Raw genomic sequence first — 13,944 nt, forward strand, 5'->3', positions numbered from 1 at the left:
GGGCACGGTGCCCCGCCCCGCCCTACGGCAGGATGCGCGCCTTGCGGTACTCCTCCACGTAGTGGAAGAAGCTGTCGCGTGTGTCGCGGAACCCGAGGAAGCCCGCCTTGCGGCTCTTGTTCATGTCGGTGAGCACCTCGATGTTGCGACCCAGGTCTCCGTCGGTGTGCCACCACGAGGCGACCCGGTCGATGTCGGGCTCGACGAGGTTGTGGCGCTCGGCGATCTCGGCCCAGATCTCGCGGGCGCCGGTCATCCCCTCGACAAGGGTTCGGGGCTCGCCCTCGAAGCCCTCCCACTCGAGGCCGAAGTAGGCGGCGATCTGCGGCCACAGCCAGCGCCAGCGGAAGACGTCGCCGTTCGCGATGTTGAAGGCCTCGTCCTGGCCGGCCTCGTGCGTGCCGGCCCAGATGATCTGCTCGGCGAGGAGGTCGGCGTCGGTGACGTCGGTGACGCTGTTCCACTGCGCCTCAGAGCCCGGGAAGACGAAGGGCAGGCCGCGCTCCTTGCAGATCGTCGCGTAGGCGGAGATGGTCAGCACCATGTTCATCGCGTTGCCGGTGGCGAACCCGAAGACGGTGTGCGAGCGGTGCACGCTCCACGTGAAGCCGTTGCGCGCGGCGGAGTCGAACAGCTCGTCCTCCTGCGCGTAGTAGAAGTTCGGCGAGCTGAGCCGCGGCTCCTCCTCGCGGAACGGGGTGTCGGCCATGACGCCGGTCGCGTAGGCCTCGAACGGGCCCAGATAGTGCTTGAGCCCGGTCATAAGCGCGACGTGCTTGAGCGACTTCTCGTCCTCGAGGGCCGCGAGCAGGTTGCGCACCGCGCCGCCGTTGACCGCGATGTTCTCGGCCTCGGTGGCCATGCGGGTCCACGCGGTGATCGCGACCAGCTCGGGGCGGGTTCCCGCGAGTGCCGCCCTGAGCGAGGCGGGGTCGGAGAGGTCGGCGCGCAGCGAGGTCACGCCGGGGGCGTTCGTGCCGCTGCGCGACAGGCCGTACACCTCCCAGCCGAGCTCGACGAGTTGGCGACTCAGGGTCTGACCGATGATTCCGGTCACGCCCACGACAAGAGCGCGTCCAGGGGTGTGCAGTGCAGTCACGGTGTGTTCCTTCGCGTTGTGGGGCGTGAGTTCAGGATGCGGGGGTCGTCAGGGATTCGAGCGAGGGCCGCCCGGCGAGGTAGGCCGCGATGCCGCGCTCGCGGTCATCCTGGTTGACGTAGGCGACCTCGACGAGTTCGAGGGTGATGCCGTCGGGGTCGTGGAAGTAGACCCAGCGCCACCCGGCGAGCACCCCGTCGTCGACGACGTTGACGTCGGAGAGGAACTCGATGCCCTTCGCCTCGAGCTCCGCCTTGGTGGCGACGATGTCGTCGACGCGGAGCGCGACGTGCATGGCACCGAGGTAGTTCTGCTGGATGGGGGTGTCGTTGCCCTCGGGGCGGTTGCCGTATTCGACCAGCTCGACCACCGCGTCGCCCGCCATGAGGCAGACCTGGCGGAGGGAGGCGCCGGGCACGCCGACGCCGCGGGCGAGGTCGTCGCCGGAGAACCACGGGCTCGGTTCGCTCTGGAATCGGAGGCCGAGAACGTCGTGGTAGAAGTAGATGGACCGGTCGAGGTCCGTCACGATGATGCCGGTGTGATGAACACTGGTGATCGACATGGGCACACTCCTTTGTATGTACTGCCATGACTCTACTGTTCTGTGGGAGTTAACGCTACGGGGAGCGTGGACGAACAGTTTTCGCGGTCGAGTGGGGATGCTCGGGCATCCCTTGTGTATATTGAAGCCAATTCTGGTCCGTCGGGGCCCGAACTGTGCAGTGTGGCTTACGTGGTGCCACCGCATGCTCTCTAGTGGTACGCGAAGGTTCTCATGGACAGTCTGGGCGAACGGCTGAAGGCCATTCGAGTGAATGCGGGACTCACGCTGCGCGAACTCGCCCGCCAGGCGGAGGTGTCGCCGTCGTTCATCTCGCAGATCGAGAACGGCAAGTCGCAGCCCTCCGTCTCGACGCTGTACACCTTCTCGCGGCTGCTCGGCGTCTCGGTGGACGAGCTCTTCGACCCCCGGGGACCGGAGGCGGCCGCGGAGGAGGTGCCGCAGGACGAGTGGCACGGCAGCGGCCGGATGAACCCGACCAACGCCTGGCAGCCCTCCGAGTACTCCAACCGCGTCTCGGTCGTGCACCCCTCGCACCGCCCGCACCTCACGATGGCCGAGGGGGTGGTGTGGGAACGCCTCGCCGCGACGCCCGAGCACGCCGTCAACTTCATGAAGATCGCCTACGCGCCGGGGGCGACCTCGACCGGGGGCGACGACCTCGCCACGCACGACGGGTACGAGTACGGCTACGTGATCGAGGGTGAGCTGGAGGTGACGATCGGCGAGGAGGTCTTCCTGCTGCACGCGGGGGAGTCGCTCGGCTTCGACTCCTCGATTCCGCACGTGCTGCGCAACCCGGGTCCGGGCCGCTTCGAGGGCCTCTGGTTCGTGCACGGTCGCACCCACTGAGCGGGGCGGCGGCGCGCCCGCGGTGCGGAGGCACGGCGCGCGGTGCAGAGGCACGGCGCGCGGGAGCATCCCGCGGCAAGAAGGCGCGCCCGCGGTTGACACCCCGCCGCGCGCGTTCTACCGTTGTTGTTCACAGCCACTAAACAACGTTCACTAGAACTGTTCAGGTTGCTCCCACAATGACGTGGCCGACCCCCGGTCGGCAGACAGGACACTCATGGACCTCGGATCGGGCCTCGGCCATCTCTCCTACTCGACGCTCGTGCACGCCGGTGACACCTGGGCGGAGATGCGCGACAGCCTCGAGACCTTCCTGCCGCAGGTGAAGGCGCGGGTCTCGCCCGACTCAGCGTTCGGCGTCTCCCTGCGCATCTCCGCCGACTCCGCCGAGACCCTCGCCGCCGACCCGGCCGAGCGTCGCCGGCTGAGCGACTTCCTCGGCGCCCACGACATGTACGTGTACACCGTCAACGCCTTCCCGTACGGTCCGTTCAAGGGCGGCACGGTGATGGAGCGCGTGTACGAACCCGACTGGACGACGGATGACCGGGTCGAGTACACCAACGCCGTCGCCGACATCCTCGCCGAGATCTCGCCTGCGGAAATCAGCCCCAGCATCCAGACCGCGCCCCTCGCCTTCAAGCCGAACGTGGCCGACGCGGCGTACGTGCAGCGGTTCACCACCAAGCTGCTGCGGGTCGTCGCGCACCTCGTCGAGCTGGAGGCGCGCACCGGCCGGCGGGTGAAGCTCGCCCTCGAACCGGAGCCCGCCTGCTTCCTCGAGACGACCGACGAGACCGTCGACTACTTCCGCGACCACATCTACACGCCGAACGGCATCGCGGAACTGGCTCACCTCGCCGCGGTACCGATCTCGGAGGCCGAGGGCCTGATGCGGCGTCACCTCGGCGTCGTCTTCGACATCGGACACCAGTCGGTCGGCTTCGAGGACATCCCGCGCTCGCTGCAGAAGCTCGTCGATGCGGGCATCCCGATCTTCAAGCTTCAGGAGGCCGCGGCGCTCTGGGTGAAGGAGCTCACGCTCGAGCTCGTCCCCCAGCTGCGCGTCTTCACCGACACGATCTATCTCAGCCAGACCACGCTGCGGCGCGACGGGGTCGCCACGCGCTACCTCAACCTGGGCGAGGCGCTCGACGCCTTCGAGGCCGACCCCGGGCCGGCCGAGATGCGCACGCACTTCCACGTGCCCGTCTTCCTGGAGGAGCTCGGCCCCTTCGTGACGACGCGCTTCGCGGTGCAGGAGGCACTGCAGATGCATCGCCGCACCCCGCTCTCCGATCACCTCGAGATCGAGACCTACACCTGGGACGTTCTCCCGGCGCACCTCAAGACCGGCGACATCGTCGACTACGTGACCCGCGAACTCGAGTTCGTGCGGGACGAGCTGGTCGGCTGATGGGTCCGCGCATCGCCGTCCTCGGCACGGGGGCGAACGGCGCCTCCATCGGCGCCGACCTCACGAGGGCGGGTCTCGACGTGACCTTCATCGAGCAGTGGCCGGCCCACGTCGAGGCGATGCGCGAGCGGGGAATCCGGGTGCAGATGCCCGAGGAGACGATCGTCACGCCGGTCACCGTGCTGCACCTCTGCGAGGTCGCCACCCTGCGGCAGCCATTCGATCTCGTGTTCGTGCTGGTCAAGGCCTACGACACCCGCTGGGCCTGCGAGCTCATCAAGCCCTACCTCGCCGCGGACGGCCTCGTCGTCGGACTGCAGAACGGCATGAGCCTCGACGACATCGCCGACATCGTGGGCACCGACCGCACCATCGGGGCGGTCATCGAGGTGTCCTCCAACATGTTCGACCCCGGCGTCGTGAACCGCCAGAGCCCGCCCTCGCGGTCGTGGTTCGCGGTCGGCGGCCTCAGCGCTGCGGCGCAGGCCCGGGCGGGAGAGGTGGCGGCGGTGCTGGGGCACGCGGGAACCGTTGAGGTGTCTGACGACGTGCGGTCATCCAAGTGGATGAAGCTGGTGGCGAACGCCGCCGAACTAGTGCCCTCCGCGGTGCTGGGCGTGCCGCTCGCCGAGGCGATCGCGATCCCCGGAATGAAGGAGTTCATGACCGAGGCGGGTCGCGAGGCGGTGCGCGCCTGCCTGGCCGCGGGCAGCCGGGTGCGGCCGATCTTCGGGATGACCGACGCCCGCCTCGACGACCCGGAGCAGTACGCCGAGCAGCTGTTCGACGCCGTGCTCGGCCACTTCACCCTGCCCGACACCCGCACGACCGTGCTGCAGGACTGGATGAAGGGGCGGCACAGCGAGGTGGACGAGATCAACGGCCTCGTCGTCGCGGTGCTGGGTGCCGGGAGCGGCGGTGCTCCGCACAACGCCCGCGTCGTAGACCTCGCCCACCGCATCGAGGCGGGCGAGCTGGAGGCGACCCCGGCGAACGCGGCGCTCCTGCTGGCCTGAGCCGCGGGCCGCACCCGGCCCCGACGCGCCGAGCACGCGGGCACCCCCGGCGGCAGGCGCCCGTCGCCGACTACCCCCGCGCGAACAGCTCCGGGTGCTTCAGCAGCTCGAGCCGGGTGCGCCGGATGTGCCCGTAGAGCACGCGCTCCGCCTCCTCGATGTCGTCGCGGCGGAGTGCGGCGACGAGCAGCTGGTGCTCGTAGTGCACCGCCCGGTTGCCCTCGGCCCCGGCGATGAGGGTGAAGGCGCGGCGGTAGTGCTGCGTCGTGTTCCACAGTCGCTGCACGGTGCCGCCGAGCATCGTGGTGTGCGCCCCGCTGTAGGAGAGCAGGTGGAACTCGCGGTCGAGGTGCAGGAAGGTCTCCACGTCGGTGCCGTGCTGCATCTCGTCGGCCAGCGCGCCGAGCCGGTCGATGGTCGCCTCGGAGAGCCCCGGCCGGCTGTACCGCAGCATGAGCGGCTCGATCCGCTCCCTGATCTGGTAGACCTCCTGGCACTCGTCGAGGCTCAGGTGGGCGACCCACGCGCCCGTGTTGGCGACGAGGGTGATGAGCCCGTCCGATTCCAGGATCCGCAGCGCCTCGCGCACGGGCAGCCGACTGGCCCCGAACTCCTCGGCGATGTCCTCCTGGCGCAGTCGAACGCCGGGCGCGTAGTCGCCGCGCAGGATCGCCTCGCGCAGGGAGGTCGCGATGCGGTGACCGGCGACTCCGTCGCGCGTGGTCGTGGTCGACATGGATGCTCCCGGGCTGGTGGTCACTCGGCGGGGTGAGCCGGATGCCACAGCTTAACGGGCGCGTCCTTCTCGTAGGCCTTCCCATTCGGGTAGCTCACCAATTCGAACTGCATCCCCCACGGGCTGCGGAAGTACACCCAGCGCTGCCCGAGGCTGTGCCGCGAGCTCGCGGTCGGCTCGCCCATGATCTCGACGCCCTTCGCGCGCAGATAGTCGAGAGCGGTGTCGAAGTCGTCCACATAGAACGCGAGGTGGTGTCCGCCGATGTCGCTGTTGCGCGGTTGCGGGAGGGCACCGTCGGCCGGGTCGAACTGGAACACCTCGAAGTTGGGACCGTACTGGCAGCGGAAGAAGCGGAGCTCGCGCATGACGGTGCGCGGATGCACGCCCATGTGTTCGAGCATCCAGTCGTCGCCCTCCTCGGGGTGGGCGAAGGGGCCGAGCGAGTAGATGAGCTCGCAGCCGATGACGTCGACGAAGAATCGCTCCGCCTCATCGAGGTCGGGCACGGTGAAGCCGATGTGCTCGGTGCCGCGCAGGCCGGGCATCCCCATTCGTAACTCCCTTGTTCAACGAGTGTTGGATACAAAATACGCCGGATTCGGGAAGAATGGGGGAGAATCTCGCGAATTGGGGTTTGCATTGGATTCAATCGGCGCTAACATCGGTTTCACGCGACGCCGGTGAACACCGGCTGGATCGATGGAGAACGCGATATGCCTAAACGACGTCGTTTGGAACCGGGCTCGCCCTGGGTCGAACTCACGACCACCGCAGCCGACTGGAAAGCCGCCGATCCCGCGCTGCTGGGCACCATGCTCGGCCAGTTGCACCTCATCCGTGCCTTCGAGGAGACCGTCCTCGAGCTGGCCGGCGAGCAGCTCGTGCACGGACCGGCCCACTCGAGCATCGGGCAGGAGGGCGGCGCCGTCGGATCCATCGTCGGCCTCAGCTCCACCGACGCGATCAACGGCTCGCACCGCGGCCACCACCAGTTCCTCGCCAAGGCCCTCGGCCACGCCACCGGCGGCACCATCGACCCCGCGCACCTCGTCGACGAGCAGGTGCAGACCGTCCTCCAGCGCACGCTCGCCGAGATCCTCGGCCTCGCGCAGGGCTACTGCCGCGGCCGCGGCGGATCGATGCACCTCCAGTGGTTCGAGGCCGGTGCGCTCGGCACCAACGCGATCGTCGGCGGTGGCGTACCACTCGGCGCGGGCAACGCCTGGGCGCAGAAGCACGCCGCGACCGACGACATCACCGTGTCGTACTTCGGTGACGGCGCGGTCAACATCGGCTCCGTGCTCGAGACCATGAACCTCGCCTCGGCCTGGAAGCTCCCGCTCGCCTTCTTCATCGAGAACAACCTGTACGCGGTGTCGACCCACGTCGCCGAGGCGACGGGCGAGCCGCGGCTCTCGGCGCGCGGCCTGGGCTTCAACATCCCCGCCTGGCGCGTCGACGGCATGGACCCGCTCGCCGTGCACCTCGCCATGAAGGAGGCGGAGGCGGTCATGCGCTCGGGCGACGGCCCCGCCGTCATCGAGGTCGAGGTCTACCGCTTCTTCCACCAGAACGGTCCCTACCCGGGCAGCGCGTTCGGCTACCGCAGCAAGGAGGAGGAGGCCCAGTGGCGGGCGCGCGATCCGCTCGAGCGCGTCGGCAGCGAGATGACGAAGCTCGGACTCATCGACGCCGAGGGACTCCTCTCGGTGCGGGCGCAGGCGCAGGCGGCCATGGCGGCGGCGGTGGCCGAGCTGATCGAGGCCGACCCCGCGAACCCCGGCAAGCGGCGCATCCGCCCCGAGCTCTGGCCCGACGTCGACTTTGTGAACGTCGGCGTGCGCGGCGACGCCAGTGAGCTCTCCGCGCTGCGCACCCTCGAGCCGAGTACTTTCGCCGGCGAGAAGGCGACCATGAAGTACGTGGATGCCGTGGCCGGCGTCATGGACGCCCGCATGGCCGAAGACTCCCGCATCGTCGTTCTCGGCGAAGACGTGCACCGCCTGAACGGTGGCACGAACGGGGCCACCAAGGGGCTGGCCAAGAAGTACGAGGGACGCGTGCTCGGCACCCCGATCAGCGAGAACGCCTTCGCGGGGCTGGGCGGCGGAATGGCGCTCGACGGCCGCTTCCGCCCCGTGGTCGAGTTCATGTACCCCGACTTCATGTGGGTCGCCGCCGACCAGGTGTTCAACCAGATCGGCAAGGCGCGTCACATGTTCGGCGGCCAGAACCCGGTTCCCCTCGTGCTGCGCACGAAGGTCGCGATGGGCTCGGGCTACGGCTCGCAGCACCTCATGGACCCGGCGGGCATCTTCGCGACGAGCCCCGGCTGGCGGATCGTCGCGCCCTCCTGCGCGGCCGACTACATCGGCCTCATGAACGCGGCGCTCGCGCTGCAGGACCCGGTGCTCGTGATCGAGCACGTCGACCTCTACCCGCAGACGGGCGAGGTGCCCGCGGGCGACCTCGACTACACGATCCCGCTCGGCAAGGCCGCCCTGCGCAGCATCGGCGACGACGTGACCGTCATCAGCTACCTCTCCATGGTCGGCCACTCGCTGGAGGCCATCGAACAGCTGGGCGCCTCGGCCGACCTCATCGACCTGCGCTGGCTCGACCGCGCCTCGCTCGACTGGGACACCATCGAGGCGAGCGTGAAGAAGACGAACGCGGTGCTGATCGTGGAGCAGGGCGCTCGCGGAACCTCCTACGGCGGCTGGCTCGCCGACGAGATCCAGCGCCGCTTCTTCGACTGGCTCGACCAGCCCGTGCAGCGCGTGACCGGCGGCGAGGCGAGCCCCAGCATCTCCAAGGTGCTCGAGCGCGCGGCGATCGCCCGCACCGAGGAAGTCGTCGTCGGCCTCAAGGCCGTGCTCGACGCGCGCGGAAAGGCGAGCTGAGATGGCCACCATTCTGAGAATGCCCGAGGTGCTCGCCAACGCGACCGAGGCCGTCGTCTCGGCCTGGACGGTCGCCGAGGGCGCCGCCTTCTCGGTGGGGGACACGCTCGCCGAGGTGGAGACCGAGAAGGCGCTCGTCGACCTGCCCGCCGAGCAGTCCGGGATCCTGGGCCGCATCATCGCCCAGCCCGGCGACACCACGGCGGTCGGGGCACCCATCGCCGTGCTCATCACCGAGGGCGAGACCGCGGCCGACATCGACGCGGTGCTCGGGGGCTCGGGCGGAGCTGCCGCAGCGACGCCCGCCGCACCGGCACCGGCACCGGCACCCGCCGCGCCTGCGCCCGCCCCCGCTGCCGCCGCGACCGCGCCGGAGCCGGAGACCGCACCGGAGCCCGCCCCACCCGCCGCGCCCGTGCCCGCGGAGGCGGTCATCCAGACGGCCCCGGCCACGCCGGCGGCGAGCGGCGACCGTATCTTCGTGAGCCCGATCGCCCGCGTGCGCGCCCGCGAGAACGGGATCGACCTCGCCACCGTCACGGGCACCGGCCCCGGCGGGCGCATCGTGCGCGGCGACGTCGAGGCCGCCATTGCGAGCCGCGCGTCGAGCCCGCAGCCGGCCGCACCGCAGGCGGCGGCGCCTGCCTCCGCTGCGCCTGCCGCCGCGACCCCCTCCTCCGCTGCGCATCCCGCGGCACACGAGGGCGGCTACACGGCCATCCCGCACACCGGCATGCGGCGCGCGATCGCCCGGCGCCTCACCGAGAGCAAGTCGACGGTGCCGCACTTCTACCTCACGACCGACTGCAGGGTGGATGCCCTGCTCGAGCTTCGCCGACAGGTCAACGCGACCAGCCCGGTGAAGATCTCGGTCAACGACTTCGTGGTGAAGGCGGTCGCCGCGGCGTTCGCCGATGTGCCCGACGCGAACGTGACCTGGACCGACACGCACCTGCGCAAGTGGGACTCGGTCGACATCGCCGTGGCGGTCGCGACGGACGGCGGCCTGCTCACGCCCGTGGTGCGCGGGGTCGACACGCTTCCGCTCAGCGGCGTCAGCACGCGGATCGTGGAGCTGGCCGGGCGTGCGCGCGCCGGCCGCCTGCGCCAGGAGGAGCTCGAGGGCGGCAGCTTCTCGGTGAGCAATCTCGGCATGTACGGCACTCTCGAGTTCTCGGCGATCCTCAACCCGCCGCAGTCGGGAATCCTCGCGGTGGGCGCGGCCAAGCCGCAGCCCGTCGTCGAGGACGGCGAGGTCGTCGTGCGAACGGTCATGCGCTGCACGCTCTCGGTGGATCACCGCGCGGTCGACGGGGCGCTCGCCGCCCAGTGGCTCGCGGCCTTCACCGCCAGGATCGAGAATCCGCTCTCGATCCTGATCTAGATGTGGCGGGGCGGCGTGTTTGTGGTGAAGTCGCCGCCCCGTCCACTTTCTCCGTGCGCTCTGGCTCAGGCCGAACCGTAACGGTGTTCTGCTCACGCGTGAGGGGTCGACGGGGGCTCCCCGGCTGCTGAGTCGCGCTAGAGCTCGCGCGCGAGTCCGAGCGGGATGTCGGCGAGAGCCTGGCGCATCGCCATCAGGGTCACCGCGTGCTCGTCGAGCACCCGGTCCTCGGGCGTGATGATGGGCAGTGGGATGATCGGGGTCGCCGCCCCCGCCCCGTCCGGCACCACGAAGATGCTGATGCACTGTGCCTTGAGCTCCAGCTGGTGCGGCGTGCGCGGGCTGCCGGAGCGCAGCCGCGAGATGATGTGCATGCTGTGCGGGCCGGTGTGCACGAGTCGCGAGTCGATCTCCACGATGTCGCCGATCGCGATGGGGCTGTAGAAGTGGATGCCGCCCGAGTACACGGAGACGGCTTCGTCGCTGCTCCAGCTGGCCGCGCAGGCGAAGGCGGTCTCGTCGATCCAGCGCATGACCGTGCCGCCGTGCGTCTTGCCGCTCCAGTTGACATCTCCGGGCGCGGCGAGAAAGCGGAACACGGTGCGCGGGGTGGAGCTCGCATCGGTGTAGCTCTGGGCGCGCATCTCTTCGTGGATCAGGCGGCGGGGCTCGATCCGCGCGCGCACGCGGTCCTGCAGGGTGCTGTCGCCGGTGGTCCACGGCTTCCACTCGGGCACCGGGCGCGGGCGGCCGTTCTCGTCGACGGCGACGAAGATGATGATGCAGTGCATGGCGGGGGTGAATGACCTGCGCCGAACATCCGATGCCTCGACCGTGACGAGGATGTGCATGCTGCTGCGCCCCGTGAGCAGGATGCGCGCGTGCACCTCGACGAGATCGCCGGGGCGGATCGGGTGCCGGAAGTTGACGTCGCCCACGTACGCGGTGACCGCGTTTCCGCCCGCCCAGCCGACGGCACAGCCGTAGCCGGCCTTGTCGATCCACTCGAGAACGCGACCCGCGGGGACGGCGGTTCCGGCGACCGTGACGTCGGTGGGGGCGGCGAGGAAGCGCAGCGTCAGTCGGTCGTTCGGGGTGTCGTCATTGACCCTCATCGGTTTCCTGTTCCTTCGCCGTGAGCGGGGGTGCGCGTCAACTATGACAGCACCCGAGAGCTTGCCTCTAGTGTTCACTGCTGCTTAATTATAGGTTAGTGGGAGTGATCGGTCGCCCCGATCCGTGGTCAAGGAGGACACCGTGGCACTGACGACCCCCAGCCCGACCCTGCCGTCGCTCGCCGAGCGCACGGCCCCGCCGCACGCCGACGCGAGCGTGGTCGCCTGGGTCGCCTCCGTGGCCGAGCTGACCACCCCCGACGACATCGTATGGTGCGACGGATCCCGCGCCGAGCACGATCGACTCACGGCCCAGATGGTCGCCAGCGGCACGCTGATCCCGCTGAATCCCGAGCGCCGCCCGAACAGCTTCCTGGCCCGCAGCCACCGCGACGACGTGGCGCGGGTCGAGTCCCGCACCTTCGTGTGCTCGGCCCGAGAGGAGGACGCCGGACCCACGAACAACTGGTGCGACCCCGCGGAGATGCGCCACACGCTCGGCCGGCTGTTCCACGGCAGCATGGCGGGCCGCACCCTGTATGTGATCCCGTTCTCGATGGGGCCGATCGGCAGCCCGCTCGCCGGGCTCGGCGTTCAGCTCACCGACTCGCCGTACGTCGTCGTGAGCATGGGAGTCATGACCCGGATGGGGTCCGCGGCGCTCGCCGAGATCGGGCCGCACACCGAGTGGGTCGAGGCGGTTCACACCGTCGGCGCGCCGCTCGCCCCCGGCCAGCAGGACGTGGCCTGGCCGTGCAACCCCACCAAGTACATCTCGCACTTCCCCGAGGAACGCCAGATCTGGTCGTTCGGCTCCGCCTACGGCGGCAACGCGCTGCTGGCGAAGAAGTCGTTCGCGCTGCGGATCGCCTCCGTGCTCGCCCGAGACGAGGGCTGGATGGCCGAGCACATGCTCATCCTGAAGGTGACGAGTCCGGCCGGCCGCGCCTTCCACATTGCGGCGGCGTTCCCGAGCGCGTGCGGCAAGACGAACTTGGCGATGCTGCGGCCGAGCATCCCCGGGTGGCGGGTGGAGACTATCGGCGACGACATCGCGTGGATGCGGCCGGGCGCGGACGGCCGCCTGCGCGCGATCAACCCCGAGGCGGGCTTCTTCGGCGTCGCCCCGGGCACCTCGCCCGAGACCAACGCGGTCGCGATGGACACGATGTGGGGCAACACGATCTTCACCAACGTCGCCCTCGACGACGGCGGCGATGTCTGGTGGGAGGGCCTCACGCCCACGCCGCCTGCACACCTCGTCGATTGGCGCGGCGACGACTGGACGCCCCAGAGCGCGACGCCCGCCGCGCACCCCAACGCGCGATTCACCGTGCCCGCCGCGCAGTGCCCCACCATGGCGCCCGAGTGGGATGACCCCGCGGGCGTCGTCATCGACGCCATCGTGTTCGGCGGCCGCCGCCGCACCAATGTGCCGCTCGTCGTCGAGGCCCGCAACTGGGAGCACGGGGTGTTCATGGGCGCCACGATCGCCTCGGAGCAGACCGCCGCCGCCGAGGGACCGGTCGGCACCCTTCGTCGCGACCCCTTCGCCATGCTGCCGTTCTGCGGCTACAACATGGCCGACTACTGGGAGCACTGGCTCGAGATGGGCCGCACGCTCGCGGGCCACCAGCCGCCGCGCGTCTACCAGGTCAACTGGTTCCGGCGCGACGACGACGGCCGCTTCCTCTGGCCCGGATTCGCCGAGAACGCCCGCGTGCTGGAGTGGATCGCCGATCGCATCGACGGCCGGGTGGGCGGCGCCGACACGGCGCTCGGGTGGATGCCCGCCCCGGGCGACCTCGACGTGGCGGGGCTCGACGTCTCCAGTGCCGACCTCGCGCGGCTGTTCGAGGTCGACGCGGCCGCGTGGCGCGCCGAGCTCGACGACACCGAGCGGTACTTCGCCGGTTACGGCGCGAAGCTTCCCGCGGAGCTGGACGCCCAGCTCCGCGACATCCGGGCACGGCTCGGCTGACGAAGGCCAGCGGCCCGCTGCGTGGTGGCGCGGGCCGCTCCTTCGTGACCGAACGGCGCCGGCGGGAGACCCCGAGTCAGCTGCCCAGTGAGGGATCGACGACCGCGGTGCGCCGCGTGTCGAGGGCGATCACCCCGCCGAGCACGATGAGGGAGAGCGAGACGGAGGCGAGGGCGTCCGTCGGCCAGTGGTAGCCGAGGTAGACCCGGCAGACCACGGCGAGCGCGATGAGCACGATCGCGACGAGGAAGCCGGTCACGGTCGACGCGATGTGCTGCCGCCGCGAGAAGACCAGGTAGGTCGTGATCAGCAGGAAGTCGCACGCCCCCATCACGTGCCCGGAGGGGAACGACGAGGTGTGGTCGACCCCGAACAGCATGTACTGGATCGGTGGGCGGTGGCGCCCGATGATCGGCGCCAGGATCTGCACGATGATGACGCCCGTCAGCGTTCCCGCCGCGAGCAGCACCGGCCGCCAGGCGTGCTTCGCCAGGAATCCCCAGAGCAGCACGGTCACCAGAATGATGATCGGCAGCGCGATGGGTCCGAACACGATGGCGACCGTGATCATGACCGTCGTGAGAGTGGGGGTGCGCAGCGTGCGCATGAACGACTCGATCGGTTGATCGATGACCGAGAGGTCATCCTTGCCGAGCACCGAGGTGAGGATCACGATGAACGCCACCAGCCCGACCGCCACCAGGATGATCGACCACAGGTACAGCCGACGCTTGGCGCTTGCGGGCATCCGCCGCTCCTCCACCATGAACTTCTCGTGGAATCGGCGAAGCCTCCCGGCGTCCTCGGTTGTCGCGGTCATGCGTGTCCTCCTCGTCGCGGGCGTTCTTCGATCGTACGGCGCGGGGGCGTCCG

Annotated in this window: 12 protein-coding genes; 6 read left to right on the top strand and 6 right to left on the bottom strand. The window is 69.8% G+C overall.

The window, feature by feature from the left end:
• Window positions 1-22: 22 nt before the first annotated feature.
• Entirely contained in the window at window positions 23-1,099 is a 1,077-nt protein-coding gene (locus G3T37_RS10720; RefSeq protein ID WP_338401241.1) for an SDR family oxidoreductase, read from the bottom strand.
• Between the two features lie 31 nt (window positions 1,100-1,130).
• Window positions 1,131-1,664: a VOC family protein gene (locus tag G3T37_RS10725; RefSeq protein WP_163473893.1), complete on the bottom strand. Its 534-nt coding sequence runs from the start codon at window positions 1,662-1,664 to the stop codon at window positions 1,131-1,133.
• Window positions 1,665-1,877: 213 nt separating this feature from the next.
• Between G3T37_RS10725 and G3T37_RS10730 the strand changes: the two genes are divergently transcribed.
• The 3 genes from G3T37_RS10730 (at window position 1,878) to G3T37_RS10740 (ending at window position 4,949) form a co-directional block, all read left to right on the top strand.
• Window positions 1,878-2,516, top strand: a complete 639-nt coding sequence (locus G3T37_RS10730) for a helix-turn-helix domain-containing protein (RefSeq protein ID WP_163473894.1) — start codon at window positions 1,878-1,880, stop codon at window positions 2,514-2,516.
• Window positions 2,517-2,733: 217 nt separating this feature from the next.
• Window positions 2,734-3,933 (top strand): metabolite traffic protein EboE, encoded by a 1,200-nt coding sequence (eboE, locus tag G3T37_RS10735; protein ID WP_163473895.1) that lies wholly within the window; start codon window positions 2,734-2,736, stop codon window positions 3,931-3,933.
• Entirely contained in the window at window positions 3,933-4,949 is a 1,017-nt protein-coding gene (locus tag G3T37_RS10740; protein ID WP_163473896.1) for a ketopantoate reductase family protein, read from the top strand. Before eboE ends, G3T37_RS10740 begins: the two co-directional genes overlap by 1 nt.
• A gap of 70 nt (window positions 4,950-5,019) precedes the next feature.
• Here the strand turns inward: G3T37_RS10740 and G3T37_RS10745 are convergent, their stop codons facing one another.
• Window positions 5,020-5,685: a GntR family transcriptional regulator gene (locus G3T37_RS10745; protein ID WP_163473897.1), complete on the bottom strand. Its 666-nt coding sequence runs from the start codon at window positions 5,683-5,685 to the stop codon at window positions 5,020-5,022.
• Between the two features lie 20 nt (window positions 5,686-5,705).
• Window positions 5,706-6,239, bottom strand: coding sequence for a VOC family protein (locus G3T37_RS10750; RefSeq protein ID WP_163473898.1), 534 nt, complete (start codon window positions 6,237-6,239; stop codon window positions 5,706-5,708).
• Between the two features lie 162 nt (window positions 6,240-6,401).
• On the opposite strand from G3T37_RS10750, the gene G3T37_RS10755 reads away from it, so the two are divergent.
• Together G3T37_RS10755 and G3T37_RS10760 are read left to right on the top strand one after the other, a co-directional pair.
• Entirely contained in the window at window positions 6,402-8,591 is a 2,190-nt protein-coding gene (locus tag G3T37_RS10755) for an alpha-ketoacid dehydrogenase subunit alpha/beta (RefSeq protein WP_163473899.1), read from the top strand.
• A 1-nt stretch (window position 8,592) separates the two neighbouring features.
• A complete protein-coding gene (locus G3T37_RS10760; protein WP_163473900.1) occupies window positions 8,593-9,975 on the top strand; it encodes a dihydrolipoamide acetyltransferase family protein in 1,383 nt (460 codons plus the stop codon).
• A gap of 137 nt (window positions 9,976-10,112) precedes the next feature.
• On the opposite strand, the gene G3T37_RS10765 is transcribed toward G3T37_RS10760, so the two are convergent.
• Window positions 10,113-11,090, bottom strand: coding sequence for an acyl-CoA thioesterase (locus G3T37_RS10765; protein WP_163473901.1), 978 nt, complete (start codon window positions 11,088-11,090; stop codon window positions 10,113-10,115).
• A 142-nt stretch (window positions 11,091-11,232) separates the two neighbouring features.
• On the opposite strand from G3T37_RS10765, the gene G3T37_RS10770 reads away from it, so the two are divergent.
• Window positions 11,233-13,071, top strand: a complete 1,839-nt coding sequence (locus tag G3T37_RS10770; protein ID WP_422110982.1) for a phosphoenolpyruvate carboxykinase (GTP) — start codon at window positions 11,233-11,235, stop codon at window positions 13,069-13,071.
• Window positions 13,072-13,147: 76 nt separating this feature from the next.
• On the opposite strand, the gene G3T37_RS10775 is transcribed toward G3T37_RS10770, so the two are convergent.
• Window positions 13,148-13,891, bottom strand: a complete 744-nt coding sequence (locus G3T37_RS10775) for a phosphatase PAP2 family protein (RefSeq protein WP_163473902.1) — start codon at window positions 13,889-13,891, stop codon at window positions 13,148-13,150.
• Window positions 13,892-13,944: the final 53 nt, after the last annotated feature.

The organism is Galbitalea soli (assembly GCF_010686725.1).
Classification (GTDB): domain Bacteria; phylum Actinomycetota; class Actinomycetes; order Actinomycetales; family Microbacteriaceae; genus Galbitalea; species Galbitalea soli.

Excerpts from the sequence above, each read along its gene's own strand:
- G3T37_RS10725 (WP_163473893.1), bottom strand. The coding sequence starts at position 1,664 with ATGTCGATCACCAGTGTTCATCACACCGGCATCATCGTGACGGACCTC.
- G3T37_RS10730 (WP_163473894.1), top strand. The coding sequence starts at position 1,878 with ATGGACAGTCTGGGCGAACGGCTGAAGGCCATTCGAGTGAATGCGGGA.
- eboE (WP_163473895.1), top strand. The coding sequence starts at position 2,734 with ATGGACCTCGGATCGGGCCTCGGCCATCTCTCCTACTCGACGCTCGTG.
- G3T37_RS10740 (WP_163473896.1), top strand. The coding sequence starts at position 3,933 with ATGGGTCCGCGCATCGCCGTCCTCGGCACGGGGGCGAACGGCGCCTCC.
- G3T37_RS10745 (WP_163473897.1), bottom strand. The coding sequence starts at position 5,685 with ATGTCGACCACGACCACGCGCGACGGAGTCGCCGGTCACCGCATCGCG.
- G3T37_RS10750 (WP_163473898.1), bottom strand. The coding sequence starts at position 6,239 with ATGGGGATGCCCGGCCTGCGCGGCACCGAGCACATCGGCTTCACCGTG.
- G3T37_RS10755 (WP_163473899.1), top strand. The coding sequence starts at position 6,402 with ATGCCTAAACGACGTCGTTTGGAACCGGGCTCGCCCTGGGTCGAACTC.
- G3T37_RS10760 (WP_163473900.1), top strand. The coding sequence starts at position 8,593 with ATGGCCACCATTCTGAGAATGCCCGAGGTGCTCGCCAACGCGACCGAG.
- G3T37_RS10765 (WP_163473901.1), bottom strand. The coding sequence starts at position 11,090 with ATGAGGGTCAATGACGACACCCCGAACGACCGACTGACGCTGCGCTTC.
- G3T37_RS10775 (WP_163473902.1), bottom strand. The coding sequence starts at position 13,891 with ATGACCGCGACAACCGAGGACGCCGGGAGGCTTCGCCGATTCCACGAG.